Annotated in this window: 22 protein-coding genes; 8 read left to right on the top strand and 14 right to left on the bottom strand. The window is 70.4% G+C overall.

Going from position 1 to position 25,951, the window contains the following annotated elements:
* Positions 1 to 158 precede the first annotated feature (158 nt).
* Together ACQPXG_RS27900 and ACQPXG_RS27905 are read left to right on the top strand one after the other, a co-directional pair.
* Positions 159 to 1,310 (top strand): mandelate racemase/muconate lactonizing enzyme family protein, encoded by a 1,152-nt coding sequence (locus ACQPXG_RS27900; RefSeq protein ID WP_433462079.1) that lies wholly within the window; start codon positions 159 to 161, stop codon positions 1,308 to 1,310.
* Positions 1,307 to 2,311, top strand: coding sequence for a zinc-dependent alcohol dehydrogenase (locus ACQPXG_RS27905; RefSeq protein ID WP_433462080.1), 1,005 nt, complete (start codon positions 1,307 to 1,309; stop codon positions 2,309 to 2,311). The genes ACQPXG_RS27900 and ACQPXG_RS27905 overlap by 4 nt, the downstream gene beginning before the upstream one ends.
* A 20-nt stretch (positions 2,312 to 2,331) precedes the next feature.
* Here the strand turns inward: ACQPXG_RS27905 and ACQPXG_RS27910 are convergent, their stop codons facing one another.
* The 4 genes from ACQPXG_RS27910 to ACQPXG_RS27925 all read right to left on the bottom strand — a co-directional run bounded on the left by ACQPXG_RS27910 (position 2,332) and on the right by ACQPXG_RS27925 (position 6,526).
* Positions 2,332 to 3,144, bottom strand: a complete 813-nt coding sequence (locus ACQPXG_RS27910) for an ATP-binding cassette domain-containing protein (RefSeq protein ID WP_433462081.1) — start codon at positions 3,142 to 3,144, stop codon at positions 2,332 to 2,334.
* Positions 3,141 to 4,193 carry an ABC transporter permease gene (locus ACQPXG_RS27915; RefSeq protein ID WP_433462082.1) on the bottom strand — a complete coding sequence of 351 codons (1,053 nt, stop codon included), beginning with the start codon at positions 4,191 to 4,193 and terminating at the stop codon, positions 3,141 to 3,143. The genes ACQPXG_RS27910 and ACQPXG_RS27915 overlap by 4 nt, the downstream gene beginning before the upstream one ends.
* Positions 4,194 to 4,200: 7 nt before the next feature.
* Entirely contained in the window at positions 4,201 to 5,337 is a 1,137-nt protein-coding gene (locus ACQPXG_RS27920) for a sugar ABC transporter substrate-binding protein (RefSeq protein WP_433462083.1), read from the bottom strand.
* Positions 5,338 to 5,407: 70 nt separating this feature from the next.
* Positions 5,408 to 6,526, bottom strand: a complete 1,119-nt coding sequence (locus tag ACQPXG_RS27925) for an aldose epimerase family protein (RefSeq protein WP_433462084.1) — start codon at positions 6,524 to 6,526, stop codon at positions 5,408 to 5,410.
* A gap of 321 nt (positions 6,527 to 6,847) precedes the next feature.
* Here ACQPXG_RS27925 and ACQPXG_RS27930 point away from each other — a divergent pair, with 321 nt between their 5' ends.
* On the top strand, positions 6,848 to 7,633 hold the full coding sequence (locus ACQPXG_RS27930) for an IclR family transcriptional regulator (protein WP_433462085.1): 786 nt from the start codon (positions 6,848 to 6,850) through the stop codon (positions 7,631 to 7,633).
* 69 nt (positions 7,634 to 7,702) lie between these two features.
* Here ACQPXG_RS27930 and ACQPXG_RS27935 read toward each other — a convergent pair whose 3' ends face one another.
* A complete protein-coding gene (locus tag ACQPXG_RS27935) occupies positions 7,703 to 9,160 on the bottom strand; it encodes a serine hydrolase domain-containing protein (protein WP_433462086.1) in 1,458 nt (485 codons plus the stop codon).
* 44 nt (positions 9,161 to 9,204) lie between these two features.
* Positions 9,205 to 10,710: an MFS transporter gene (locus ACQPXG_RS27940; RefSeq protein ID WP_433462087.1), complete on the bottom strand. Its 1,506-nt coding sequence runs from the start codon at positions 10,708 to 10,710 to the stop codon at positions 9,205 to 9,207.
* Between the two features lie 107 nt (positions 10,711 to 10,817).
* On the opposite strand from ACQPXG_RS27940, the gene ACQPXG_RS27945 reads away from it, so the two are divergent.
* Entirely contained in the window at positions 10,818 to 11,549 is a 732-nt protein-coding gene (locus ACQPXG_RS27945; RefSeq protein WP_433462088.1) for a TetR/AcrR family transcriptional regulator, read from the top strand.
* Positions 11,550 to 11,562: 13 nt separating this feature from the next.
* Here the strand turns inward: ACQPXG_RS27945 and ACQPXG_RS27950 are convergent, their stop codons facing one another.
* Positions 11,563 to 12,441, bottom strand: coding sequence for an RNA polymerase sigma-70 factor (locus ACQPXG_RS27950; protein ID WP_433462089.1), 879 nt, complete (start codon positions 12,439 to 12,441; stop codon positions 11,563 to 11,565).
* Between the two features lie 326 nt (positions 12,442 to 12,767).
* Between ACQPXG_RS27950 and ACQPXG_RS27955 the strand changes: the two genes are divergently transcribed.
* A complete protein-coding gene (locus ACQPXG_RS27955) occupies positions 12,768 to 14,216 on the top strand; it encodes an MFS transporter (protein ID WP_433470064.1) in 1,449 nt (482 codons plus the stop codon).
* 168 nt (positions 14,217 to 14,384) lie between these two features.
* Positions 14,385 to 15,071, top strand: a complete 687-nt coding sequence (locus tag ACQPXG_RS27960; protein ID WP_433462090.1) for a DUF899 domain-containing protein — start codon at positions 14,385 to 14,387, stop codon at positions 15,069 to 15,071.
* 47 nt (positions 15,072 to 15,118) lie between these two features.
* Here the strand turns inward: ACQPXG_RS27960 and yjfF are convergent, their stop codons facing one another.
* The 4 genes from yjfF to ACQPXG_RS27980 all read right to left on the bottom strand — a co-directional run bounded on the left by yjfF (position 15,119) and on the right by ACQPXG_RS27980 (position 19,765).
* A complete protein-coding gene (gene yjfF / locus ACQPXG_RS27965; RefSeq protein WP_433462091.1) occupies positions 15,119 to 16,147 on the bottom strand; it encodes a galactofuranose ABC transporter, permease protein YjfF in 1,029 nt (342 codons plus the stop codon).
* Positions 16,144 to 17,199, bottom strand: a complete 1,056-nt coding sequence (locus tag ACQPXG_RS27970) for an ABC transporter permease (protein ID WP_433462092.1) — start codon at positions 17,197 to 17,199, stop codon at positions 16,144 to 16,146. The genes yjfF and ACQPXG_RS27970 overlap by 4 nt, the downstream gene beginning before the upstream one ends.
* Positions 17,196 to 18,707 (bottom strand): sugar ABC transporter ATP-binding protein, encoded by a 1,512-nt coding sequence (locus ACQPXG_RS27975; RefSeq protein WP_433462093.1) that lies wholly within the window; start codon positions 18,705 to 18,707, stop codon positions 17,196 to 17,198. Before ACQPXG_RS27975 ends, ACQPXG_RS27970 begins: the two co-directional genes overlap by 4 nt.
* A gap of 80 nt (positions 18,708 to 18,787) precedes the next feature.
* Positions 18,788 to 19,765 carry an ABC transporter substrate-binding protein gene (locus ACQPXG_RS27980; protein ID WP_433462094.1) on the bottom strand — a complete coding sequence of 326 codons (978 nt, stop codon included), beginning with the start codon at positions 19,763 to 19,765 and terminating at the stop codon, positions 18,788 to 18,790.
* Positions 19,766 to 20,513: 748 nt separating this feature from the next.
* Between ACQPXG_RS27980 and ACQPXG_RS27985 the strand changes: the two genes are divergently transcribed.
* Positions 20,514 to 20,936, top strand: coding sequence for a hypothetical protein (locus ACQPXG_RS27985; RefSeq protein ID WP_433462095.1), 423 nt, complete (start codon positions 20,514 to 20,516; stop codon positions 20,934 to 20,936).
* A 3-nt stretch (positions 20,937 to 20,939) separates the two neighbouring features.
* Here the strand turns inward: ACQPXG_RS27985 and ACQPXG_RS27990 are convergent, their stop codons facing one another.
* Positions 20,940 to 21,449, bottom strand: coding sequence for a hypothetical protein (locus tag ACQPXG_RS27990; protein WP_433462096.1), 510 nt, complete (start codon positions 21,447 to 21,449; stop codon positions 20,940 to 20,942).
* A gap of 331 nt (positions 21,450 to 21,780) precedes the next feature.
* Between ACQPXG_RS27990 and nhaA the strand changes: the two genes are divergently transcribed.
* Positions 21,781 to 23,679: a Na+/H+ antiporter NhaA gene (gene nhaA / locus ACQPXG_RS27995; protein WP_433462097.1), complete on the top strand. Its 1,899-nt coding sequence runs from the start codon at positions 21,781 to 21,783 to the stop codon at positions 23,677 to 23,679.
* Positions 23,680 to 23,708: 29 nt separating this feature from the next.
* Here nhaA and ACQPXG_RS28000 read toward each other — a convergent pair whose 3' ends face one another.
* On the bottom strand, positions 23,709 to 25,325 hold the full coding sequence (locus tag ACQPXG_RS28000; protein ID WP_433462098.1) for a TerD family protein: 1,617 nt from the start codon (positions 25,323 to 25,325) through the stop codon (positions 23,709 to 23,711).
* Between the two features lie 6 nt (positions 25,326 to 25,331).
* Positions 25,332 to 25,901 carry a TerD family protein gene (locus tag ACQPXG_RS28005; protein WP_433462099.1) on the bottom strand — a complete coding sequence of 190 codons (570 nt, stop codon included), beginning with the start codon at positions 25,899 to 25,901 and terminating at the stop codon, positions 25,332 to 25,334.
* Positions 25,902 to 25,951 lie beyond the last annotated feature (50 nt).

A 25,951-nucleotide genomic window follows, 5' to 3' on the forward strand; every position in this document is an offset into this window, starting at 1 on the left:
GCGGCCCGCCGGCCCCGCTCCTCCCGCGCCCAGATCGTCACGGCGAATGGCCAGCGTCGGCCGCGGGCCGGTCACTCGGCGAGTGGTCCATTGATCCACTGCGGGGGGCCGTGCAGTCTGTACACGGGCCGCCCACTCCGCCGTCGATGGAGACGCCCGTGCGTATTTCGAAGCTCACCACCCACGTCGTCGGCACAGCGTGGCGCACCCTGACCTACGTCCAGGTCCACACCGACGAAGGTCTCACCGGTGTCGGCGAGGCGCGCATGCTCAACCACACCGACGCTCTGCTGGGCTATCTGGCCGAGGCCGAGCACAACCACATCGCCGGCTCCGACCCGTTCGACATCGAGGACCTCGTCCACCGGATGAAGTACCGCGACTACGGACGGGCGGGCGAGGTGGTGATGTCGGGCATCGCCTGCGTCGAAACGGCCTGCTGGGACATCGTCGGCAAGGCGCTGGGGCAGCCGGTCTGGCGGCTGATGGGCGGCAAGGTGCGGGACCGGATCATGGCGTACGCCAACGGCTGGTACCGGGTCGACCGCACCCCGGACGCCTTCCACGACGCGGCCCGCGTCGTGGTCGAACGCGGGTACCGCGCGCTCAAGGTCGACCCGTTCGGCGCCGGCCGGTTCGAGCTCGACCACGCCGAGACCATGCGTTCGGTCTCCCTGGTCGAGGCGGTGCGCGACGCCGTGGGCCCGGCGGCCGAGGTGTTCATCGAGATGCACGGCAGGTTCTCCCCCGCGACCGCGATCCGGCTGGCCGGGCTGCTGGAGCCGTACGACCCGGGCTGGATCGAGGAACCGTGCCCGCCGGAGAACCACAAGGCGCTGGCGAAGGTCGCCGCGCACACGCGCCTGCCGATCGCGACCGGCGAGCGCATCCACGACCGCATCGAGTTCCGCGAGCTGTTCGAGCTGCAGGCGGCCGACATCATCCAGCCGGACACCGCCGCCTGCGGCGGCATCGCGGAGACCCGCAAGCTCGCGGCGACGGCGGAGACCCACTATGTGCTGGTCGCCCCGCACAACGTCGGCGGCCCGGTGCAGACCGCCGCCAACCTGCACCTCGGCGCGTGCACCCCCAACTTCAAGATCCAGGAGCATTTCAACGACTTCGCCGACGTGGAGATCAAGAAGATCGCGCCCGGCGTGCCCGACGTGGTCGACGGGTACTTCGCGCTGCCCACGGCGCCCGGCCTCGGCGTCGAACTCGACCTGGACGCGCTCGCCGAGTTCTCCGCGGAGCGGGCCGGCCTCGACCTGTTCGCCGAGGACTGGCATCTGCGGGGAGCCGGCCGATGACACGATCGATCGTCCTGGACGAACCCGGAGTCTGGCGCCTGGTGACGGCGGATCCGCCGGAACCCGGCCCAGGCGAGGCGCTCATCCGGGTGGTCGCGGCGGGCGTCTGCGGCAGCGACCGCGACCTGTACGCCGACACCCGCCCGGCGGGGTTCGCCGCCTATCCGGTGACCCCGGGGCACGAATGGTCCGGAACGGTGGCCGCGGTCGGTCCGGGCGCCGACCCGGCACTGGTGGCGGCCAAGGTCGTCGGCGAAGGCCACCGCTCCTGCCTGACCTGCGACAGCTGCCGCAACGGCGACACGAACCTGTGCGCGAAGGGGTACGACGAGACGGGCTTCACCAGCCCGGGGGCGTTCGCCGAGTACCTGCTGCTGCCCGCCCGGCTGCTGCACGTCCTCGGCGACGACGCCGACCTGCGCGCCGCCGCCCTACTGGAACCGGCGGCCGTCGCGGCCGCCGGTGTACGGAAGGTCGGCCCACGACCGGGCGAGTCGCTGGCCGTGATCGGCGCGGGCACTCTCGGAGTGCTCACCCTGCAGTTGCTCGCCGCGCACTCGCCGGTCGAGCTCGTCGTCGTCGACCCACGGCGGGAGCGCGTGGAGCCGGCCCTTGAGGCGGGGGCGACGGCGTTCCGGTCACCGGATGAGATCGGTCCGCTGAACGGGCGCTTCGACGCGGTCGTGGAAACCGCGGGCGCGTCCGGGACGGCCCACGCGGCCGTCCGGCTGGCGCGCCGCGGCGGCCGGGTCGCGGTCCTCGGCATCCCCGGCGACCCGGCCGACTCGATCCCGACCACCCTGATCGTGACCCGCCACCTCGCGCTGCACACCGTCTTCGGCTCCACGTCCGCCGACTGGGCCCACGTCGTACGCGCGTTCGCCGCGGGCATCCTCGCGCCCGCCCCGTTCGTCACCGATGAACTGCCGCTCGAAGACTACGAGCAGGCGCTCAAGCTCAGCGGCTCGCCCACCGCGGGCAAGATCCTCCTCCGGCCCTAGTGCGCCCTGGCGGGCCCCGCTCACTCCCGGGTGCCGCGCGCCGCCCGGTACTCGGCCACGACCAGGTCGGTCAGCTCGGCGACCGAGGTCTCGTCCCGGCGCTTGTCGTAGGTGATCGAGCCGTGCTGGAGCAGGTTCACCCGGTCGCAGACCTCCAGCACCTGGGCGTAGTTGTGCGCGATGATGACGATCGAGACCTCGCCGCGCTCCTTGAGGTCGCGGATCAGGTCGAGGATGAGCGCGCCCTCCTTGGCGCCCATGGCGGCGAGCGGCTCGTCCAGCAGCAGGATCCTGGCGTCCGAGTAGACCGAGCGCGCCACCGCGATGGCCTGCCGCTGGCCGCCGGACAGCTTGGCCACCTCGGAACCGACGTCCTGGATCTGCACTCCCATGTCGTCGAGGTACCGCCGGGCGCGCTTGCGCATGACCCTGTTGTTGAGCAGCGGCCATCGGACGATCTCGCGGTTGAGGAACATGTTGTGGTAGACGGTCAGCTCGTTGATCAGCGCGAGATCCTGGTACACGGTGTCGATCCCGAGGGAACGGGCGTGCGCCACCGACTTGAGGGCGACCTCCTCCCCGTGCACGATGATCCGTCCCCGGTCCGGCTGGTGGTAGCCACAGATGATCTTGATCAGGGTCGACTTGCCCGCGCCGTTGTCGCCGATGAGACCGAGCACCTCGCCGCGGTCGAGGTGCACGGTCACGTCCCTCAGCGCCTCGACCGCGCCGAACCGCTTGCCGATGTGCTCGACCCGGAGCACCTCGCCGGGCGGGGGTTCGGGAGTGCCGGCGGGCGGCGGGCCGGCTGCCGGTCCCGGGGACTCCGTCATGTTCGGCCCGCCCTTCGCAGATTGGCCAGATAGACGTTGAGGATCATGGACAGCAGGATCGCCAGGCCGAGAATGATGTTGAACGGATTGGCACTGATCCCGATCAGGTTGAAGCCGTTGCGCAACTCGGCGAGCACGAACGCGCCGAACAGCGCACCGACCACGGTGCCGGAGCCGCCGGCCAGCGCGGTGCCGCCGATCACCGCGGCCGCCACCGCGGTGAACATCGCGCTCGCGAAGTCCGCGCCGCTCAGCGTCGGGTCGATCGTGTCGGTGCGGAACACCTCGAGGATCCCCGCGAACGCCGAGAGCGCGCCGATGAGCATGAAGTTGCCCACCTTGACGCGGCCGGTCCTGATGCCCGCCTCGTCCGCGCCCAGCCGATTGCCTCCGACGGCGATCGTGTAGAGGCCCCAGCGGGTACTGGTCAGCACCATCTGGAAGAAGGCCACGATCAGCAGGCACCAGATGAGCTCGGACCATTCCGCGTGGCCGAACCAGCTCTGGACGCCGCCCCGGGCGGCCTGCGGGATCTCCGCCGGGAAGGCGTGCGACGTGGTGAGCGTGATGCCGCCGACGAGGAACAGCATGCCGAGGGTGGTGACGAACGAGGGCACCTTGAGCACCACGGTTATGAACCCGTTGCCGAAGCCGATGACCGCGCCGACCAGCACCGACAGCACGATGGCGGGGATCGGATAGACGCCGTAGTAGTCGATCAGGTAGTGCATCATGAACGGCGCGAACGCGTAGACCGCTCCCGCGGACAGGTCGATCTCCCCGCTGACCAGCAGGAACACCTCCCCCACGGCGATGATCGCGAAGGGCGCGGTGCTCTGCGAGAGGTTCACCTGGTTGCTGTGCGAGAGGAAGATCCCGTCCGTCGAGGCCTGGAAGTAGATCACCAGGCCGATGGCCACGAGGAGAATCGTGGCCTCGCGGCGGCGGAGGAACGCGTCGACGGCGAGGCGGAGCATGCCGGACCCCCGCTTCTCGGGGGCCGGCGCACCGCCCGCCGTGGGCGTCCTCTGGTTGACGACGTCACTCATCCGGCGCTCACTGGTGCGAGATCGCGCCGGTCTTCGGCAGGTACTTCTGCTGCGTCGTCGACCCCTCGTACCTGGTCTTCGACGTCAGGTACGGGTCCACGTTGTCCTTGGTGACGAACAGCAGACCGGTGTTGGTGTCGGACGGCGCCACGAGCCCGCCGGAAAGCTTGTACATGTACAGCTGCAACACCGGCAGGAAGCCCTGCAGGTACGGCTGCTGGTCGATGGTGAAGTCGAGGTGGCCCGCCTTGATCGACTGGAGCGTCGACGGGTTGAGGTCGAACCCGCCGGCGACCACGCCCTTCTGTTTCAGGTTGTACTTCGCCACCACCTTGCCGATGTTCTCGGTAGAGCCGGCGTCGACGGCGAACATGCCCTTGAGGCTGGGGTGCCCCTGGGCGTAGGCGTCGATGGTGGACAGTTCCTTCGGCAGCTCGGCGCCGCTCGCCACGTCCGCGAAGTTGATCGACTTCCCGGACGCCTTGATCGCGTCCTTGGCGCCGTCGATCCGCGGCTGGATGTTGAGCGAGCCCGGGGTGGCGATGAAACCGACCGCGTCGCCGCCGGTCATCAGCGCGGCGATGCGCGTGCCCAGCTGGTAACCGGAGTTGTACAGGTCCTGTCCGATGTAGGCGAGCCGGCTGGACCCCGGGTTGTTCCGGGCGCCGTCGGCGTTGTACGAGACCACCGGGACGCCCTGGTCGAGCGCGTTGTCGACCGGCGTCTTGAACGCCGTCTTGTCGACCACGGAGATCGCGATGCCATCCGCCTTCGCGGAGATCGCCTGGTTCGTGGCGTTCACCATCTCGGAGACGATCGAGTCCTTCGACCCCGTCCACTGGAACGAGCAGCCGAGGAGCGCGCACGCGTCCTGCGCGCCGTACTGGGTGGGGGTGAAGAACGGGTTGGTGGTGACGTGGTTGACGAACACGAACCGCCACTTGGGAGTGGACGGGTAGTCCCCCGGACCGCCGCCGGCCGCCGCCGAGTCCTTCTTGTTGTCGCTGGAGCACGCGGCCAGCAACGCCGAGGCGGCGGCCGTGGCGCTGACTAAACCGGCCCCGCTGAGCAGCCGGCGCCGGACCGTCCCCCTGATGTCGAGCGTGTCGAGGGCCTCTTCGACCGTGGGGTCTGTCTTCCTCATGGTGGACCTCCTGGGCCGGCGGGACCGGGCGGGCCATGCGGCGCGGATCCGGTCCCGCCGGGGTTGGGCGTCAGCGGGCGCTGAAGGTGTAGACGGTGGTGGTGCGGTAGGTCTGGCCCGGCGACAGCACGGTCGACGGGAAGTTGCCGTGGTTCGGGGAGTCGGGGAAGTGCTGGGTCTCCAGCGCGAACCCGTCACCCTGCCGGTACTGGTGGCCGCCGGTGCCGTACAGCGTCCCGTCCAGGAAGTTCCCCGAGTAGAACTGGATGCCCGGCTGGTCGGACGACATCGTCAGCACCCGCCCGCTCGTCGGCTCGCTGACCCGGGCGGCCTGCCGGAGGCCCGACCCGTCGACGATCCAGTTGTGGTCGTAGCCGCGGCCGAAGACCAGCTGCTGGTGGCCGTCGCGGATCCGGTCGCCGATCGGTGTCGGCTTCGTGAAGTCGAGCGGCGTGCCCGCGACCGGCGCGAGCTGCCCGGTCGGGATGAGGGTGGAGTCGACCGGCGTGTAACGATGCGCGTTGAGCTGCAGGACGTGGTCGTAGATGGTGCCGGTGCCCTCGCCCGCCAGATTGAAGTACGAGTGGTTCGTCAGGTTGACGATCGTCTTCTTGTCGGTGGTGGCGCGGTAGTCGATGCGGATCGAGTCCTTGGTGATCGTGTACGTCGCGGTGGCGTGCAGGTTGCCCGGGTAGCCCATCTCCTTGTCCGGGCTGGTGTAGTCGAGCCGCAGCGAGGGATCACCGTGGTCACTGCCCGGGGTCGCCGTCCAGACCTTCGTGTCGAAGCCGTTGGTGCCGCCGTGCAGGCTGTTGGGGTCGTTGTTGATCGGCAGCTGGTAGGTCACGCCGTCGAGGGTGAACCGGCCCTTGGCTATCCGGTTGGCGTACCTGCCGATGAGGGCGCCGAAGTACGGGCCGGGGTTGTTCTTGGCGACATAGTCGCCGAGGCCGGCGAAGCCCAGGGCGACGTTGCCCATCCGGCCGCGCGCGTCCGGCACCTCGATCGTCTGCACGATGCCGCCGTAGGTGATGATCCGGACGCGGATGGACCGGTTCGTGATCGTGTAGCGCCAGACCTTGGTGCCGTCCTCAAGGGAACCGAACAGGTCCTTCTTGATGCCCGGTTTCAAGGTGGAATGCGTCGCGCGCGCGGGCGCCGCGGAGGCCGCCGTGCCCGCTCCCGTCATCGCGCCCGCCAGCACGATCGCCGCACAGACTCTCCCGGCCAGGCCTGCGCCTGGGGATCTACCTGATCTACCTGGCCTGAGCATGGGCATTCCCTTCTCGGGTGGGGGTGGATGTCCATGTTCGAAATTTCGAACAGAGTCCGAAATCCCCCGTGTTTGAGGACGCTAGACGGAGGCGCGCCGAGCGTCAACGCCCCATCTTGCTAAGCTCCGTTCGACATTTCGCATCTGATTCGACCGACGATTTCGTTCGGGGACATCGTCCGGTGATCCGCGGATCGCCGGTCCAGGGCGAAGGCGTTACCGGGGGAAGGTGAATCGATGGCACGCGCGGTCCCCGCGGTCGGCCGGGCGCTGGACATCCTGGAGCTGTTTCTCGACCGGCCGGCCCTGTCCGCGCCGGACATCACCGAGCGGCTCGGGCTGCCGCGCACCACCGTGCACGAACTGCTCACGACGCTCGTCGACCGCGCGTACCTGGTCCCGGCCGGCGGGACGCCCACGCGGTACCGCCTGGGCATGCGCACGTTCCAGCTGGGCAGCGCGTTCGCCGAGCGGCTCGACCTCGCGCAGGAGGCTCAGGACGTCGCGCAGAAGGTGGCGGCGGACTGCGACGAGACCGTCCATGTCGCGGTGCTCGACGGCACCCACGTGGTCTACATCGCCAAGGTGGACAGCACCCACCCGGTGCGCATGGTGTCCGCAGTCGGCCGCCGGCTGCCGGCCCATTGCACCGGGGTCGGCAAGATGCTGCTGTCCGGACTCTCCCCGGAGGCGCTGGACGCGCTCTTCCCGCGCGACCGCGAGCTGCCGGGCATGACGCCGAACAGCATCACCTCGCCGTCGCGGCTGCGCGCCCACCTCGCCGAGGTACGGGAGCACGAGCTCGCCTACGACCACTGCGAGTCGAACGAATCCGTGCATTGCGTCACAGCGCCCATCTACGACCACGGCGGCGGCATGATCGCGGCGATGAGCATTTCGGTCCCCACGATGCGATGGGACGACGAGCGGAAGCGGGAATGGAGCGAGCTGGTACGCAAGGGCGCCGCCGCCCTGTCCCAGCGGCTCGGCCATCGCCCCGGCCCTGTGAGTTCGGCGAGCTGAACAGCGGTCGCCCGGCGACGAACCAGCCGCCGGGGAATGCCCGGCGGCTGGTTTCGGTCGCGCTTCGGTTCAGGCGGTCTTGGGGGTCGCTCGCATGCCCACGTAGCAGACCTCGCTGCCGTCGGCGAGGGTCGAGAAGACGACCGGCATGTAGTCCTCGCTGAAGGAGGGGCCGGCGCCTGAGGCGGCGAAGACCTTGTCGGTGACCGGCTCCAGGTCCATCTCCAAGGGCGGCGACATGTCCTTCATGTCGCCGACGAACTCGTACCGCATGTGGGGCGAGCCGTCGTCCTTCCGGGAGACGGTGATGACGACGCCTTCGCGCTTGTACATGCCGAGCAGCGGCGCGAGGTCCACGGCGGGGGCCGGGTCCGCCGGGGCGAACGGGGCGGGCATGGTGACGCCGGCGAGTTCGGCGAGCAGGTCGCGGAACAGGTCGGAGTACAGCAGGCGGGCCGCGCCGCCGTTGGTCATGAGGGCCACGGCGACGTTCGCCTGCGGGACGACGCGCAGATAGGCGTACTGGCCGATGGCCGCGCCGTCGTGGCCGTAGCCGGCGATGCCGTCCCAGTCGTAGAGCGTCCAGCCCAGGCCCCAGCCGTCGGCGCTGACCGTCCACTTGTCGGGGACGTCCACCTCGCGGTGCTGCATGGCGGCGACGGCGTCTGCGGACAGGACGCGGGTGCCGTCGGGGGCGAGGCCGCCGGCAAGGTGCAGGCGGGCGAAGCGGGCCATGTCGCCGGCGGACACGATGACCCGGGCGGCCGGGCCGACGGAGCGCGGCATCAGGTCCCAGGACGGGGCCGGGTCGGGGTCGGCGCCGGGCTCGCCGAGGTGGCTCATGGCGACGCGGAAGCGCAGCGCCTCTTCGGGCAGCGTCACCGAGCGCTCCAGGCCGAGCGGGGCGAAGAGGAGTTCCTGGAGGGCCTGGTCCCAGGTCAGTCCGGTCACCTTCTCGATGAGGCGGCCGAGGACAATGTAGCCGAGCCCGCCGTAGGAGATCGCGGTGCCGGGCGGGCAGTCGAGGGCCACCCGGCGGGCGGCCTCGACGTACCTGGCCAGGCAGTCGTCGCCCCGGCCGCCGTCGAAGTTGAAGTCGTTGGTCACGCCGCCGGTGTGGGAGAGCAGCTGCCGGACGGTGATCGTCTTCGTGGCCTCAGGGTCGGGGGTGGCGAACTCCGGCAGGGTGTCCACGACCGGCGCGTCCAGGTCCAGCCGCCCCTCGTCCACCAGGCGCATGATCAGGGTGGCGGTGTACACCTTCGCGATCGAGCCGGACAGGAACACCGAGTCGGGCGTCACCTCGACGCCGGTGCCGCGGTGCAGCACCCCGCTCGCCAGCTCGTGCACCTGCCCGTCGATCACCACGGCCAGGCTCGCGCCGGGGACGTGGTGGGCGGCGCGCAGCTCGTCGAAGCGCCGCTGCCAGCGGGCGAGGTCGAAGCGCCTGCCGGCGGAGTCGCGGACGCCCCACTCGCCCTGGACCTTCCAGTCACCGTCGGCGTTCCAGTTCATCGTCTCGTTCATCGTGCTTCCTTTCGGCAGAAGGGTGAGATCAGGAGGGTGAGGGGTCAGGAGCGGGCGGAGAGGGCGGGCTCGGGCTCGGGCGCTGCCTCGGGCCGGGGTGCCGCGGCGGGCTTCTCCCGCAGGACGATCAGGGCCAGGACGGCCGCCGCGAGCACTCCGGCCGCGCTGACCGCGAAGGCGGAGGACATGGCGGTGGTGAAGGCGTCGCGGGCGGCGCCGGCGAGGGCGGTGTCGCCGGTGCGTCCGGCCACCGCGAGCGCGTCGCCGACGGAACGGGCGGCCTGGCCGGGGGCCGAGCCGGACATCGTCCCGGTGAAGCCGCTGGAGACGATGCTTCCCAGGACGGCCACGCCAAGGGCCGCGCCGGCCTGCTGGACGGTGTCGTTCAGGGCGGAGCCGACGCCGGCGTGCTCGCCGGGGATGGTGCCCATGAGGGCGGAGACGGCCGCGGGCATGGCCAGGCCGCCGCCGGCGCCGAGCAGGAACAGGCCGATGGCCGGCTGGACGAATCCGCCCTCGGCCGACAGGGCGGCCAGGACGCCGAACCCGGCGGCCATGCCGGTCAGGCCGGCGGCGATCAACCCCCGGTGGCCGATGCCGGAGAGGACGGTGGCGCCGAGGGTGTTGAAGGCGACCGAGGCGACCGCCAGCGGGATGAACGCCAGCCCGGCCTGGGTGGGCGTGAATCCGAGGACGTACTGCATGTACTGGGTGAGGACGAGCAGCAGCCCGCCGTTGCCGATCTGCACCAGGGTCAGGGAGAGGCTGCCGCCGCTGAAGGCACGGTGGCGGAACAGGCCGAGCGGCACCATCGGGTGCGGGGTGTGCAGCTCCCAGGCGACGAACCCGCCGAGCGCGAGAACCGTGATCGTCAGCGCGGGCCAGGAGAGGCCGTGCGGCAACTCGATGATCGTCCAGATCAGGGCGGTCATGCCGGCCATGGACAGCACCGCGCCCAGCGGGTCGGGCCTGCTCGCGGGCCCCTTGGACTCGGGCATCAGGAGCAGCGCGGCGGCGATGGCGAGGACGGCGACCGGCACGTTGATCAGGAAGACCGCGCCCCAGTGGAAGTGGGCGATCAGCGCGCCGCCCAGCACCGGCCCGCCGACCAGGCCGAGCATGGCGACCGCGCTCCAGCAGGCCATGGCGCGGCGCCGTTCGGCGGCGTCGAAGACGGTGATCAGGATCGACAGCGTGCTCGGCATCACCAGCGCGCCGCCGACGCCCATCACCGCCCGGGCGGCGATCAACTGGGCCGGGTCGGCGGCGCAGGCGGCGGCGAGCGACGCCGCTCCGAACAGGCCGAGGCCGATGACGAGGACGCGGCGGCGGCCGAACCGGTCCGACAGGCCGCCCGCGGTCAGCAGCAGACCGGCGAAGACCAGGATGTAGGAGTCGAGGATCCACTGCGTGTCCTGGGGACTCGCGCCCAGGTCGGCGGCCAGCGGCGGGATGGCCACGGCCAGCGCCATGTTGTCGATGACCAGCACCATCGCGCTCAGGCACAGCACGATCAGGATCAGCCAGCGGCGGGGGCTGCGCGTTTGCATCAGGGACCTCTCACATCGGGGGGCGAACGCTGTACTCGCGATGCGAACACTGTACGCATACCGTAACACTGTACGCAAGTGCGAACGTCGAACGCTAGGATGGAGGCATGTCAGCCGCCAAGCCGCCCATCCCCTCGGTGTGGGCACGCCCCCGCGCGAAGAAGGAACAGCCGGCCCTGAGCCGCGAACGCATCGTCGCCGAGGCCATCCGGTTCCTGGACGAAGAGGGCCTGGAAGCGCTCAGCATGCGCAGCCTGGCCGTCCGGCTGGGCACCGCGGCCACCTCGCTCTACCGGCACGTGGCCAACAAGGACGAGCTGATCGAACTGATCGTGGACGAGCTGTACGGCGAGCTCCGCGTGCCCGCCCCGGCCGGCGCGGCGGACTGGCGGGAGCCCCTCGCCGGCTGCGCCCAGAGCCTGCGCGCCATGATCATCCGCCACCCCTGGGTCGCGGCGGTGCTGGGTCAGGTCGGCCTCGCCGAGCTGGGCCCCAACCTGATCGACCAGTCCGAGCGCATGCTCGCCCTCTTCCACGCCGCCGGGCTCCCTCCCGGCGAGGCCGAGCAGGCCATGAACGGCCTGCTCGCGTACGTGATCGGGATGAGCATCAGCGAGGCGGCGTACCTGTCCATGCTCGCCCGCAGCGGCCGGACCGAGCAGGAGTGGGCCGAAAGCCTGCGTCCCGCCGCCAAGCAGGCCCTCGACGATCACCCACGGCTGCGGGAGGAGTTCGCCACGCGGCGGGACGACGATCCCGCCCGGCTGCGCGACGTCAACTTCGCCTACGGGCTCGACCGCTTCCTCGACGGCCTCCAGGCCAGGCTCGCCCCGTCCTGAGGCCGTCCGGGCCTCAGCGGCTCAGCGCGGTCTCCCGCTCCACACGCGACAGTTTCTCGGGATTGCGGACGAAGTAGAGCCCGCTGACGAGGCCGTCCTCGACCCGCATCGCCACGATGCCGTCGATCTCCCCGTCGAGCCGCAGGATGAGCCCCGGGCAGCCGTTGACCTGTACAGGCTCGACCGTCACCTCGGCTACGAGCCTCTTGAAACCGAGGGTCATCAGGCGGGCCACCTTGCCGGCCCCCACGATGGGCCGCAGGATGGCCTGCTTGCGTCCGCCGCCGTCGCTCAGGAGGACGACGTCGGGCGCGAGGATGTCGAACAGGTCCTGCAGGTCGCCGGTTTCGATCGCCCGCTGGAACGCCTGGAGCGCGGCCCGGGTGTCGGCCGGTGAGATGACGTCGCGCGGCCGGCGCGCGGCGACGTGCGAGCGGGCCCGGTGCGCGATCTGGCGGACGGCGGCCGCGCTCTTGCCGACGGCCTCGGCGATCTCGTCGTAGGCCAGGTCGAACACCTCGCGCAGCACGAACACCGCCCGCTCGGTGGGCGTGAGCGTCTCCAGCACCAGCAGCATCGCCATCGAGACGCTGTCGGCCAACTCCACGTCCTCGGCCACATCAGGCGCGGTCAGCAGCGGTTCGGGCAGCCAAGGGCCGACATAGGACTCCTTGCGCCGGGCGAGCGTGCGCAGCCGGTCCAGTGCCTGCCGTGTGGCGATCCGCACCAGGTAGGCGCGCTGATCCCGCACAGTGGCGAGATCAACGCCCGCCCATCGCAGCCAGGTCTCCTGCAGGACGTCTTCGGCGTCCGCGGCCGAGCCGAGCATCTCGTAGGCGACGGTGAACAGAAGGTTGCGGTGCGCGACGAACGCCTCAGTGGCGGAATCCATGCGTCCCCCCCGAGCGAGCGGCTCGGCGCTGCTCGTTGCCGGCTCGCTGTGCTCGCTCATAGACGACTCCTGCCGGTTCGAATTCGACTCTGCCACACGCACAAGACGCCGGCCCCCACCACTTTGTGACACCCGCTTTCGGTGGCGCATGCCACATGACCGCGCCGTCACAGGGATCGGGCCGCCGCCGTCTCGTGTTCGTCAGGGCGCCGCGCGAACGATCCGCGGCACGCAAACACCGTGAGTGAGGACGAGGCAGGGCAACTACGAAGGGGCAGGCCGCGGCGGCCGGTTCGCGCCGCTGGGCCGCCCTGCTCTTCATCGGGCTGGCCCAGATCATGATCGTTCTGGACGCCACCGTCGTGAACATCGCGCTGCCGTCGCTGCAGCGGGACCTGGGGATCTCCGACGGCGACCGGCAGTGGATCATCACCGCGTACACGCTGGCGTTCGGCAGCCTGCTGCTGCTCGGCGGCCGGATCGCCGACTACACCGGCCGCAAGCGGACCTTCCTGATCGCGCTGATCGGCTTCGCCGGAGCGTCGGCGCTGGGCGGTGCGGCGGGCGACTTCGAGATGTTGCTGATCGCCCGTGCCCTGCAGGGCGCGTTCGGCGCCTTGCTCGGGCCGTCCACGCTGTCGCTGCTGACCGTGACGTTCACCGAGCCGAAGGACCGCGCCAAGGCGTTCGGGGTCTGGGGCGCCATCGCCGGCGCGGGCGGCGCGATCGGGCTGCTGGCCGGCGGGGCGCTCACCGACTACCTGGACTGGCGCTGGTGCCTGTACGTCAACATCCCGATCGCGGCGATCGCGGCGATCGGCGGGTCCGCGGTGCTGACCGAGTCGCGGCGCGAGGGCAGGGCACGGTTCGACATCCCCGGTGTGCTGCTGGTCACCGGCGGGCTGGTCTCGGTCGTGTACGCCACCAGCCGGGCCGAGTCCGACGGCTGGGGTTCGGCGACGGTCATCGGCCTGTTCGCCGCCGGCGCGGCGCTGCTCGGCGCGTTCGCCCTCGTCGAGAGCCGGGTGGCGCAGCCGCTGCTGCCGCTGCGCGTGATCGCCAGCCGCACCCGCGGCGGCGCCTACCTGGCCGTGGGGCTGGCCGTCATCGGAATGTTCGGCGCGTTCCTCTTCATGACCTACTACATGCAGATCGTCAAGGGATACTCGCCGATCAGGACGGGCGTCGCCTTCCTTCCGATGGCCACGGCGGTCCTGGTGTCGGCCGGCGGGCTCACCACTCGGCTGCTGCCCAGGGTCCAGCCGCGGATGCTGATCGTTCCCGGCATGCTCATCGGCTCCGCCGCGATGCTGTGGATGCTCACCCTGGAACCCGGCACCTCCTATGCCCGCGGCGTGCTGGTCGTGCAGCTCCTGTTCGGCCTCGGGGCCGGCATGATCATGCCGGTGGCCATCAACTACGCCACCCACGGCGTCGACCAGGGCGACTCCGGCGTGGCGTCGGCGAGCGTCAACACGGCGCAGCAGATCGGCGGCTCGATCGGCACCGCGCTGCTCAACACCATCGCCACCAGCGCGACCGCGGACTACCTCGCCTCGCACGCCTCGCACGGCATGGACCCGGCCATCGCCAAGCAGGCGCTCGTGGACGGCTTCGCGACGGCCAGCGCCTGGGCCGCGGGGATCATCCTGGTCGGCGCGCTGATCGTCGCCGTCGTGATGAACACCCCGCGCCCCGAGCACCAGGCCGTCGCCGAGGACGCCGAACCCGCAGGGGCGGCCGAGAGCGCCGAACCGCTACCCGCACACCCCTGACCCCCGGCATGGCCCATCCGGCGTGATCAAGGAATCTCTGCACGGGAGATTCCTTGATCACGCCGCTTCGGCCGCCGCCGATGAGTTTCGCGCGCTCGCCTGGTCTCCATGGGGTGCAGGGTGCCGCACCGGCACGCAGCCGATACCCAGGTTCGGAGAGATGCCGACATGACCTCCAAGCCACTACCTCAGGTCGTCGACGAGCAGAGCTGGCGCAAGCAGCTCGACGAGCTGCGCGCGCGTGAGAAGGCCGCCACGAGGGAGCTCGACGCCATCGCCGCCCAGCGCCGGCGGCTGCCCATGGTGCGGCTGCCCGACTACACCCTCCAGGGACCGGACGGCCCCGTCCGGCTCGCCGACGTCTTCGACGGGAAGACCCAGCTGATCGTCTACCACCACATGTGGACCCCTGGAGAGGAGTGGCAGTGCCCGGGCTGTACCGGGTTCACCTCCCAGTTCTGGAAACTGGAATTCCTCGACGAATACGACGCCCGCTTCGTCATCGTCACCCAAGGGGCGATCGATGAGGCCCTGGCCTACAAGCGGCGGGTCGGCAACGCGATGGACTGGTACTCGACCGCCGACAGTTCCTTCGGCAGCGACATGGACGCGCCGCCAGGGGGCGGCTTCGCGGTCAACGTCTTCCTCCGCGACGGTGACAGCGTCTACCGCACCTGGCACACCAACGGGCGCGGCACCGAGCAGCTGAGCCACACGTTCCCGCTGATCGACCTGCTCCCCTACGGCCGGCAGGAAGAGTGGCAGGACGTCCCCGAGGGCTGGCCGCAAGCACCCGCCTACAGCCATTGGTGGCCCTCCGAGCGCTACGCGCGCTACAGCGAGGGAGCACGATAAGGCAACTCGGAGACGGCCGGCGCGGCCGTTCTCTCGCAACATCGGTCTCAAACCATGGTCGCTGTTTCGCCGCCGCGGGTGCGGCGGCGAGCGCCGATGAGGCGCTGGAGGGCGATGAAGCCGAACAGGAGGACACCGATGGCGATCCGCGTCCACCAGGAACTGAGCGTCCCCTCGAAGCTGAGGATGGTCTTGATGACCCCGAGCACGAGGACGCCGAGGACGCTGCCGACGAGGTAGCCGGATCCGCCCGTGAGGACGGTCCCGCCGATGACGACGGCCGCTATCGCGTCCAGTTCCATGCCGATGGCGTGGGTGGGATCGCCCGACAGCGTGTAGAGGGCGAACAGGACGCCGCCCAGCGCGGAGCAGAAGCCGCTGATCGCGTAGACCTGGATCTTGGTCCGGCCGACGGGCAGGCCCATGAGCATCGCCGACTGCTCGCTGCCGCCGACGGCGTACACGTTGCGTCCCGTGCGCGTCCACTGCAGCACGTAGCCGGCGATGACGACCACCACAAGGGCCGTGACCGCCCCGTACGACAGGTGGTCGCCACCCGGAAAGTGCAGCGAGTTCAGGGCGAGGGTGTCGAAGAAGGAATCGTCGATGGAGATCTGGTTCTCGCTGAGCGTCAGGCACAGGCCGCGGGCCAGGAACATCCCGGCCAGGGTCGCGATGAACGGCTGCACCTGGAACACGTGGATCATGTAGCCCATGGCCGCGCCGAACAGTGTCCCGAAGGCCAGCACCAGCGGGATGACGACGGGCGCCGGCATGTGCAGCTTCATTGTGCCGATCGCGCACAGCATGCCCGACAGCGCCACGACGGAGCCGACGGACAGGTCGATCCCGCCGGTCAGGATGACGAAGGTCATGCCGACCGCGACGACGATGAGGAAGCCGTTGTCGATGAACAGGTCGAGGAAGACCTGGGTGGTGCCGAAGTTGGGGTAGCGGATCGCGCCGACCGCGAACGAAAGCAGGAACAGCCCTAGCGTTACCAGAACGGGGACGTGCCGGCGGCGTGGTGCGAAGGGGCGACCACGTGCGATCACGCTTGGGAAGGCGGCGCTCATGCCGTGACCTCCTGCTGGGTTTCGGCGGACGCCGGTGCTGCGGTCGGCCTGCCGCGGCGGCGGGTGACCTTGGCGCGGAAGGCGGGCGACTGGAGTAGGCAGACGATCGTGACGACGACCGCCTCGAAGACGAGCGTGGTGCGCGGCGGGATGCCCGCCGTGTAGATCGTGGTGTCCAGGGTCTGGATGATGAGGGCGCCCACGACCGTCCCGGCCAGTGAGAACCGGCCACCGGTGAGGGCGGTGCCGCCGAGGACGACGGCGAGGATCGCGTCCAGTTCGATCCAGAGGCCTGCGTGGTTGGCGTCGGCCGACAGCGTGTTGGAGCTGATCATCAGGCCGGCGATCCCGGCGCACAGCCCGCAGAACACGTACGCCAGGACGATCAGCCCGGTGGCGCGGATGCCGACCAGGCGGGACGCCTCGGCGTTGCCACCGACGGACTCCAGCAGCAGGCCGAGCGCGGTGCGGCGGGTCAGCACGACGGTGCCGGCGAGGGCGACCGCCACCAGGATGATCGAGAAGGGCAGGCCGAGCCAGTAGCCGCCGCCGATGAGCTTGTAGTCCTGGTCGTTGATGGTGATGATCTGGCCGCCGGTGATGAGCTGGGCGATGCCGCGTCCGGCCACCATGAGGATGAGCGTGGCGATGATCGGCTGTATGCCGAGGCGGGTGACCAGGAGCCCGTTCCAGAGGCCCAGCAGGAGCGAGGCGACGACGGCGGCGCCGATCGCGATGACCAGCCCGTGACCCTTGCTGATCAGGTAACAGGCCAGCGCGCCGGAGATGGCGACGGTGGCCCCGACGGACAGGTCGACGCCCCGGGTGGCGATGACGATCGTCATGCCGAGGGCGACGAGTATGAGCGGCGCACCGAACAGCAGGATGTCGATGAGGCTCCCGTACAGGTGGCCTTGGCGGACGCGGATCGCCAGGAAGCCGTGCGTGAAGAGCACGTTTCCGAGGAGCATGACGACCAGCACGGTCACCGGCCAGAACAGCGAGCTCCGGGTGAGGGCGGCGAGGCGGGACGGGGATTCGGCGCGGGTCATTTCTCCGCGGCTCCGTTCGCGATGGTCTGCAGGATGCGTTCGGGTGTCAGGGACCCGTCGTTCTGGAGTTCGGAGACGAGCCGGCGGTCGCGCAACACCTCGACCTTGTGCGAGATGCGCAGCACCTCCTCCAGCTCGGCGGAGATGAACACGACGCCGATACCGTCCCCGGCGAGGGAGACGACGAGCTTCTGGATCTCGGTCTTGGCGCCGATGTCGATCCCGCGGGTCGGCTCGTCCAGGATGAGGAGCTTCGGCCGGGTGATGAGCCAGCGGGCGAGCAGCACCTTCTGCTGGTTGCCGCCCGAGAGATTCCGCACCGGCGCGCCCGGGTGCGGCGGGTGGATGCGCAGCGCCTTGATGTACTCGCCGACGAGTTCCTCGCGCCTGCGCTGGCTCAGCGGCCGGAGCCAGCCCCGAGCCGCCTGCAGGGCGAGGACCATGTTCTCCTCGACCGTCAGGTCCATGACCAGGCCGTCGCCCTTGCGGTCCTCGGGGCAGAACGCGATGCCCAGTTCGATCGCGGCGCGCGGCGTCCGGATCGTGACCGGGCCGTCGCCCGACCGGATGCGGCCGGAGTCGGGGTGGTCCGCGCCGAAGATCAGCCGGGCGAGCTCCGAGCGGCCCGAGCCGAGGAGACCGGCGAAACCGACCACCTCTCCCGCGTGCAGGTCCAGGTCGACCGGCTCGATCGCCCCGGTGCGCCCGACGCCTTCGAGTGCGAACAGCCGCTCCCTTCCGCCGGTGTCCGGGGACGTCTTGTCCAGCTCCTCAAGGGCGGCGAGTTCCTGCCCGGTCATCTTCGCGACGAGCTCCAATCGGCTCAGCTCACCGATCGGATACTCGCCCACGAGACGGCCGTTGCGCAGCACCGTCACCCGGTCGCAGACCTCGTAGATCTGCTCCAGGAAGTGGGACACGAAGAGGATCGCCACGCCGTCGGCCTTCAGCCGGCGCATGACGGCGAACAGCCGGCCGACCTCGCCGCGGTCGAGGCTGGAGGTCGGCTCGTCCAGGATCAGCACCTTGGCGTCGAGGTCCACCGCCCGGACGATCGCGACGAGCTGCTGCACGGCCAGCGAGTAGGAACCGAGCTGCGCGGTGACGTCCAGCTTCAGGTCGAGCCGGGCCAGCAGCTCGGCCGACCGGCGGTTGACCGCGGCCCAGTCGATCCGGCCGAACCGGCGGGGCTCCCGGCCGATGAAGATGTTCTCGGCGACCGACAGGTTCGGGCAGAGGTTGACCTCCTGGTACACCGTGCTGATCCCGAGCCGCTGCGCGTGCAGCGGGCCGTGGATGAGGGTGCCGCGGCCGGCGATCGCGACGCTTCCGGCATCAGCCCCGTAGACGCCGGTCAGCACCTTGATCAGAGTGGACTTGCCCGCGCCGTTCTCGCCCATCAGCGCGTGGACCTCGCCGGGGAACAGCCGGAAGGCCACGTCGTCGAGGGCCTGGACGCCAGGGAACCCCTTGGAGATGCCGTCCATCTCCAGGACGGGAACGGTCATTCGCCGTCCTCCTCCGCTTCTGTGCTCTGGTGCCCGCCGGGGCCGCGGGTCGCCGCGACCCCGGCGGAACTCCGGGTGGATCAGTACTTGCGGGTGGGCAGGGCTTCCTTGGCCTTGGCCTGGTCGAAGACGGTCTCGACGGTGACGATGCGCTTCTGGACCTTCTCGCCGTCCTTGACCTTCTTGGCGGTCTGCATCAGCTGGTCGCCGAGCAGCGGGGAGCACTCGACGATGAAGTTGAACTTGCCGTCGGCCAGCGCCTGCATGCCGTCCTTGACCGCGTCGATGGTGACGATCTTGATGTCCTTACCGGGGGTGAGCCCGGCCTCCTGGATCGCCTGCATCGCGCCCAGGCCCATGTCGTCGTTGTGGGCGAACAGAACGTCGATGTCCTTGTGGGCCTTGAGCAGGGCCTGCATGACCTCCTTGCCCTTCGCACGGGTGAAGTCGCCGGACTGTGAGGCGATCACCTTGAGGTTGGGATTGGCGGCGATGGCCTGCTCGAAACCCTTCTTGCGGTCGATCGCGGGGGCGGCGCCGACGGTCCCCTCCAACTGGACGATGTTGACGGGCTCCTTGGCGTCCTTGTACTCGTTGACGAGCCAGTCGCCGGCCTTCTTGCCCTCCTCGACGAAGTCCGAGCCGAGGAAGGTGACGTAAAGGGACGGGTCGGAGTCGACGGCCCGGTCGGTGAGGACCACCGGGATGTCCGCGGCCTTGGCCTCCTTGAGGACGGCGTCCCAGCCGGTGACGACCACCGGGGAGAAGGCGATGACGTCGACCTTCTGCTTGATGAAGGACCGGATCGCGGCGATCTGGTTCTCCTGCTTCTGCTGGGCGTCGGAGAACTTCAGGTCGACGCCCGCGGTCTTCGCGGCGTCCTGGATCGACTTGGTGTTGGCGGTCCGCCAGCCCGACTCGGCGCCGACCTGGGAGAAGCCGAGGACGAGCTTCCCGGAGGCGGAGCCGGAGCCGGAGCCGCCGGAGTCGCCGCAGGCGCTGAGTGCCGTCAGCGCCAGCGAGGCGCCCGCGACGGCGACGATGAGCCGCTTGAACATGGCTGTTTCTTCCTTCTACTTCGGGGGTCGGCGAAGGGCGTCTTTGTCGGGGTCGGGTCAGAACCTCTGGGCGGGGCGATGGAACGCCTGGTTCCAGCGGATGAGGGACCGGTGCTGGACGGTGGTCGCGTCGCCGGTCGGCGATCGTGTGCGGGAGGGAGAGTTACCGGTAACATTTCGGTCGGCAGGAGGACCCTTGCGGCAGGATCCTGAAACTCAGCCGCGGACGCCGGCGGTCACGGCCGAACGTCCGGTCAGCGTGGCGAGCCCGCCCATGAGCACCTGCCTGCACTCGGCCGCGCAGCCATCCTGAATCTCGTCCACGTCGCCCGCTTTCGTCCGTGTGGCGTGTGTCACGAATGTTTGCGCTAACTCATGGTGAATGTCAATCCCTACGCGACCAGGACAGTCCTCCAGTGGGACTTGACGGGCGGTTCTGGTATCGGTAACAGCTCCTCCGGACACCCGATCGCCCTCGCTCGCGGCCGGGCCCCCGGGCGGGGCGGCCCCCCGGCGAGGAGCGGGCGGGCGGCGGCGCACGGCCCCGCCACCGCCACCGGACCCGCCGCCGACCGGGCACGAATGATTTCGAGGGCTCTGATCGACTGCACCGGATAGAAGTGGGATTCGGAGCCGTCCGGCTTCTGCGGCCGATTCCGGCCTTCATGGTTTCGTATTCGGCACTCCCGCCGGCATTAGGATGCGTCCCGATCATGTCGATCATGGTGCGGCAGAAGGGAGACTCCGGATGCGAAATGCACGACGATTCGGCCTGTTCGCGGCCGTGATGGCGGTCGTCGTCTTCGGGGGCGGCACGCAGGCGGGGGCCGCCCAGCCGCCCCACAACGTCCACTGGCTTTACACGCTGAGCGGCAGTGGCGCCGTCTTCTTCGACGCCGATCTGGCGGGGTATCCCTCGTACGAGAAGATAACCGTGTGCGACAACACCACCGACCAGCGTGGAATCGTGGCCTACCTGGAGGGAACGGACCCGAACGGCGACGAGCCCACCGATCCCGCCGGTTACGTTTTCAAAGATCCGTCCAACGACGGCCAGTGCCGTTCATGGGCCACCAACTACTTCGCTGACGGGTACCGCGTGTTCGTCGAAGTCTGCGAGTACCACGGCGACATCTGGGAGAGGTGCGCCTACGCCCACGGTGTGGCATAGGGCCTATTCAGCGGCGCTGAAAAAGGGGCGGAGCTTCTCTCCGAGAGTGCGGCCGACCAGTGGTTTCAGGATGATGGTGTCACCGGAATCCACGACGACACTGGGGCAGTCGCCGTCCTCATTGGTCGTGCCCGGCACACTGAACGTGGCCACCTTCTTCCCGGTTCTGGCCTCCCGCACGATCACCTCGTAACGGGATTCATAGAACGGGTATTTCTTGCTCTTGTTCAGATTGCTGAAATAGCAGCTCACCGTGCCGGACCGGCGTACGGGCTGACCGTCGTACACACAGGCGACGAGCTGCCAGCCATCCGGGATTCGCCCACTGGGTATCTGCATATCGTTGGGGATCGTGGACAGGTCCTTGCTGTCCATCGCGTTCTCCGGCTCACCGGGATCCAACTGGACCTCGATCGGGTGGATGTAGTGCGGCCCCGGCCCGGTGTACGGGTCGCTGGACGGCCGCCATGGCTCCGGGTCCTTCTTCCGACAGGCGGCTTCGTCATCGTCCACGTTCGGGGTCCACGTCCGCTGCGGAGCCGAGGTCGCCGGGCCCGGCGGTGAGGCGGCCCGGGTCGGCCGTGGATCCGCTGCTTCGCCGGAGCATGCCACCGACGCCCACAGCATCGCCACAAGCGCTGCCGCCAGACCGGTTTTTCGGCGACGACCGGGAATCGGCTGAGGAATCATCTTCGTCCTGGGGGGAGACGGCCACCTACCGCCGAACTGTATCGATACGGCGCCCCATAGTGACGCGGTCACTTCAGCGGGTCGTGGCCCGGCTGGAACTCGGTGTGCGGCAGGCGCTGCACGGCGGCGATCAGGGCCGGGTGACAATGCAGGGATGACCGAAAATCGGGGGGAGGACGCCCCGGCCGGGCCGTTCGCAGGCCGGACGGCGTGGGCGCGCAGCCTGCAGACGCCGCTGCGGGAGTTCCTGCGCACCGAGACGGGCGGCGCCGTGGTCCTGCTCACCGCGACGCTCGCCGCGCTGGCCTGGGCGAACGTGGACGCGTCCGGCTACGAAAGGGCATGGGGGACGCAGCTGTCGGTCCGCCTCGGCGGCGCCGGCATCACGCAGGATCTGCGCCACTGGGTCAACGGCGGCCTGATGACGGTCTTCTTCTTCGTGGTCGGGCTGGAGGCGCGCCGCGAGTTCGACATGGGGGAACTGCGCGACCGGCGCCGGCTCGCGCTGCCGCTCGCCGCCGGGCTGGGCGGGATGGTGGTGCCGGTGGCCGTCTACCTGGCCGCGAACGCGGGCCGGCCGTCCGTGCACGGCTGGGGCATCGCGATGTCGACCGACACCGCTTTCGCGCTGGGCGTGCTGGCGCTGGTCGGGCGGAGCTTCCCGGCGCGGCTGCGCGCCTACCTGCTCACGGCCACCGTCGTCGACGACGTCGTCGCGCTCGCGGTCATCGGGATCTTCTACAGCGAGGACGTCTCGGTGCCGCCGCTGCTGCTGACGATCGCGATCTTCGCGTTGACGGTGATCGTCCGCGCCCTCGACGTGCGGCAGACGGCGGTGTACGTGGTGCTGGGGGTGGCCGCGTGGGCGGCGATGCAGTCCTCGGGCGTCGAACCGGTGGTCGTCGGCCTGGCCATGGGGCTGCTGACCTACGCGCACCCGGCCGCGCGGACCGATCTGGAACGCGCCACGGAGGTCTTCCGGCTGTTCCGGGAGCAGCCGACGCCGGAGTTCGCCCGGTCGGCGCAGACCGAGGTCGCCGCGGCGATCTCACCGAACGAACGGCTCCAGCTGCTGATCCACCCGTGGACGAGCTATGTGATCGTGCCGCTGTTCGCGCTGGCCAACGCCGGCATCACGATCAGTGCCGGCTCGCTCGGCCGCGCGTTCACCTCGCCGGTCACGCTCGGCATCCTGATCGGCTACGTCGCCGGGAAGCCGGTGGGCATCCTCGGCTTCTCGTGGCTCGTCCGGCGGCTCAGCCGGGGCCGGCTGCGTCCGCCGGTCGGGTGGGCCGCCGTCGGGGGCGGCGGCGCCATCGCCGGCATCGGCTTCACCGTGGCGCTGCTGATCGCGACGCTGTCGTTCAGCGGCGCGCGGCTGGAGGACGCGAAGATCGGCGTGCTGTCGGCGGCGCTGTGCGCCACGGCCGTCACCTGGGTGGTCGTCCGCGCCACCGCGCTGCTGCCGCCGCGGCGCCGGCTGCGGGCGCTGCTGGGGACCGCGGAGAGCATCGTCGACCTGGCCGCGCCGGTCGATCCGGACCGCGACCACGTCCGGGGGCCCGCCGACGCGCCGGTCACCGTCGTGGAGTACGGCGACTTCGAATGCCCGTACTGCGGGCAGGCCGAGCCCGTGATCCGCGAGCTGCTCGCCGGGCACGGGGACGTCCGGTACGTGTGGCGGCATCTGCCGCTCAACGACATCCACCCCCGGGCACAGCTCGCGGCGGAGGCGGCCGAGGCCGCCGCCGCACAGGGCGCGTTCTGGGACATGCACGATGTGCTGCTCGAACATCAGGAGGCGTTGCGCCCGCGCGACCTCGTCGGCTACGCCGAGAACCTCGGTCTCGACCTCGACCGTTTCCGGGCCGACATGCGCCGGCACATCGGCGCGGGGCGGATCGCCGAGGACGTCGACTCGGCCGACCTGAGCGGCGTCTCCGGCACCCCGACCTTCTTCGTCAACGGACGCCGCCACCTCGGCGCCTACGACATCGCCACCCTCTCCGCCGCCGTCCGCGGCGCCCGGAAGCGCGCCGCGGTCCGCGGCTGACGGCCGTGCCGGCTCCCGTCCCCGGTGTCCTACTGGCCGTGGGGGGCGATGGCGCGGGCGTGGGTGCCGAGGACGTGGCTGAAGAGGGCGGGGGCACGGGTGCCGCCGGCGGCGTCGGGGAGGACCTCGGGGGTCAGGGTCCATTCCGCGCCCACCCAGGAGTCGCCGATGCTGCCCGCGCTTGAGGGGAGGTCGTTGCAGGACTGCTGGACCCGCATGGCGCGCACGGAATCGCCGGTGGGTGTGTCGGTCTCCACCAGCAGCACCGGGACACCGACCAGCGGCCCGTCCTCGACCAGACGCAGGATCTGGTGCGCCTCCTCCCCGGCGAGGGCGGCGCCGGCGTCGAGGACGACCACCAGCCGAATCGGGGGGCCGGCGGACGACCGGTCGTCGTCGCCGCCGATCCGGCGCAGGTCCACCAGGTCGAGGAGGCGGCGGAGGCGCTCGGCGGCGGCAGGTCCGGTGGCCACCCCGCCTCCCAGCAGGCGGGCGCTGGTGGACGGATCGAACCCGTGCAGCCAGCCGGCGCCCGACAGGCCCGCCGCGTCGATCACCTCCAGCCCGGCGACCCCGGGCGGGACGGCGGCCAGGAACCGGGTGGCCAGCGACCAGGCGTAGGCGGCCGAGTCGCCCGGCATCGTGCCGCGCGAGACCCACACGCCGCGCCGCCAGGGCAGCCGCAGGATGAGCGGCACGCGCAGATCGGGCAGCTCGGCGGTGGACAGCCGGCCCAGCAGCATCCCCTCGGCCAGGTCGGTTCGGGGTTGCCAGGTCAGCCAGGCGGGCGCGTCGAAGGGCGCGGCCTCGGGGGTGATGTGCGGTTCCACCCGGGCCAGCTCCTCACGCAGCTGGGCGGCGTCGGACCGCAGCCGCTGGTCGGCGGCGGCCATGAGCTGTTCGAAGCGTCCGCGCGGCTGCCGTCCGGCGATCTCCTCGTTGCGGAGGGTCAGCGCGTGCTCGGTCGAGGACAGGAACGCGGCCAGCGAGCGGCTGGCGTCCTCCCAGACGAGCCAGCAGCGTTCGACGTAGCCGACCTCCGAGGCAGGCGGCGGTGACGGCGGGACGTGCTCCCGGGGTGCCGCCCCGACCGCGGGGGCGACCGGCGGGGCGGGCATTCCGGGCGCCGGATCGGCCGGATCGGCCCGGTCCCCCTCGTCGTCCACCTCGATGCCGTGCGCCTCGACCAGCTCGGCCAGCCCGCCGGGGTAGCCCTGGCCGACCGCGCGGACCTTCCATCGGCCGTCCCGGCGGTAGATCTCCAGCCCGATGATCGCCTTCTCCGGGCCCAGGCCCGCGACGGTGAACTCGGCCACGGGTTCGCCGCCCGCGGTGAGGCGGAGTTCGGGTGGTGGCACCGTCCCGAAGGTCGTCGCGCCGGTCAGGCTGACCGCGATGAGCACCGCTGCCGCATCGGCCGGGACCGCGTCGAGGTCGAGTTCGACTCGCTGGCCTCCCCCGGCGTCGGCCCAGCGCACCCCCGGCGCCTCGGGCGCGTTGAAGAACACCAGGTCGGCGTCGGAGCGCACCCGCAGGTCGGTGCCCACGAGCAGGGCGCTGACGTCCACGGGGACGGCGCAGGACGCGGTGGCGGTCACCCGCCGGGCGGGCAGCGGCGCGTTGGCGCCGCGCGTGAGTGCGGTCATGGGCGGTCAGGCGAGACCGGTGATCGTCGGCAGCATGTCCTGGAAGGTGCGGCCGTGGCACGGCTCCCCGATCGCGTTCATCTTCCAGGAGCCGCCGTGGCGGTAGAGCCGGGCCATCACCATGGCGGTGTGGGCGCCGCCGCCGGTCAGCGTGTATCGGGCCAGCTCACCGCCGTCCGTCTCGTTGACCAGCCGGCAGAACGCGTTCTCGACCTCGTTGAAGGTCTGCCCGTTGAAGGAGCTGACGGTGAACACCAGCGAGGTGACGTGCACCGGCAGCCGGCCGAGGTCGACGATCACCGACTCGTCGTCGCCGTCGCCCGCCCCGGTCAGGTTGTCGCCGGTGTGCCGGACGGAGCCGTCGTCGCTGACCAGCTTGCCGAAGTACACCACGTCGGCGATGCTGCCGTCGGCGAAGAGCACGCAGGACGCGTCGAGGTCGATCTCCCGCTCCCGGGAGCCGAAGAAGCCCTTCTTCTTGACCGCGTCCCAGCCGAGTCCCATGCGGACCATGCTCAGCCCGCCGCCGGGCTTCTCCAGCGAGATCCGCTGACCCTTCACCATCGAGACGGTCACTGCCGTCGCCTCCTCGCTGTCCCCTGTGCCGCGCGGACGCGCCGGCCTGA

Origin of the sequence: Spirillospora sp. CA-128828, from assembly GCF_050945415.1 — a bacterium.
Lineage (GTDB): Bacteria > Actinomycetota > Actinomycetes > Streptosporangiales > Streptosporangiaceae > Spirillospora.

What these genes read in the sequence shown, in the direction of transcription:
- ACQPXG_RS28000 (WP_433462098.1), bottom strand. Translation starts at nt 25,325, where the DNA reads ATGACCGCACTCACGCGCGGCGCCAACGCGCCGCTGCCCGCCCGGCGG.
- ACQPXG_RS27940 (WP_433462087.1), bottom strand. Translation starts at nt 10,710, where the DNA reads ATGCAAACGCGCAGCCCCCGCCGCTGGCTGATCCTGATCGTGCTGTGC.
- ACQPXG_RS27950 (WP_433462089.1), bottom strand. Translation starts at nt 12,441, where the DNA reads ATGGATTCCGCCACTGAGGCGTTCGTCGCGCACCGCAACCTTCTGTTC.
- nhaA (WP_433462097.1), top strand. Translation starts at nt 21,781, where the DNA reads ATGACCGAAAATCGGGGGGAGGACGCCCCGGCCGGGCCGTTCGCAGGC.
- yjfF (WP_433462091.1), bottom strand. Translation starts at nt 16,147, where the DNA reads ATGAGCGCCGCCTTCCCAAGCGTGATCGCACGTGGTCGCCCCTTCGCA.
- ACQPXG_RS27960 (WP_433462090.1), top strand. Translation starts at nt 14,385, where the DNA reads ATGACCTCCAAGCCACTACCTCAGGTCGTCGACGAGCAGAGCTGGCGC.
- ACQPXG_RS27970 (WP_433462092.1), bottom strand. Translation starts at nt 17,199, where the DNA reads ATGACCCGCGCCGAATCCCCGTCCCGCCTCGCCGCCCTCACCCGGAGC.
- ACQPXG_RS27915 (WP_433462082.1), bottom strand. Translation starts at nt 4,193, where the DNA reads ATGAGTGACGTCGTCAACCAGAGGACGCCCACGGCGGGCGGTGCGCCG.
- ACQPXG_RS27910 (WP_433462081.1), bottom strand. Translation starts at nt 3,144, where the DNA reads ATGACGGAGTCCCCGGGACCGGCAGCCGGCCCGCCGCCCGCCGGCACT.
- ACQPXG_RS27905 (WP_433462080.1), top strand. Translation starts at nt 1,307, where the DNA reads ATGACACGATCGATCGTCCTGGACGAACCCGGAGTCTGGCGCCTGGTG.
- ACQPXG_RS27925 (WP_433462084.1), bottom strand. Translation starts at nt 6,526, where the DNA reads ATGACGGGAGCGGGCACGGCGGCCTCCGCGGCGCCCGCGCGCGCGACG.
- ACQPXG_RS27945 (WP_433462088.1), top strand. Translation starts at nt 10,818, where the DNA reads ATGTCAGCCGCCAAGCCGCCCATCCCCTCGGTGTGGGCACGCCCCCGC.
- ACQPXG_RS27920 (WP_433462083.1), bottom strand. Translation starts at nt 5,337, where the DNA reads ATGAGGAAGACAGACCCCACGGTCGAAGAGGCCCTCGACACGCTCGAC.
- ACQPXG_RS27975 (WP_433462093.1), bottom strand. Translation starts at nt 18,707, where the DNA reads ATGACCGTTCCCGTCCTGGAGATGGACGGCATCTCCAAGGGGTTCCCT.
- ACQPXG_RS27985 (WP_433462095.1), top strand. Translation starts at nt 20,514, where the DNA reads ATGCGAAATGCACGACGATTCGGCCTGTTCGCGGCCGTGATGGCGGTC.
- ACQPXG_RS27935 (WP_433462086.1), bottom strand. Translation starts at nt 9,160, where the DNA reads ATGAACGAGACGATGAACTGGAACGCCGACGGTGACTGGAAGGTCCAG.
- ACQPXG_RS27930 (WP_433462085.1), top strand. Translation starts at nt 6,848, where the DNA reads ATGGCACGCGCGGTCCCCGCGGTCGGCCGGGCGCTGGACATCCTGGAG.
- ACQPXG_RS27980 (WP_433462094.1), bottom strand. Translation starts at nt 19,765, where the DNA reads ATGTTCAAGCGGCTCATCGTCGCCGTCGCGGGCGCCTCGCTGGCGCTG.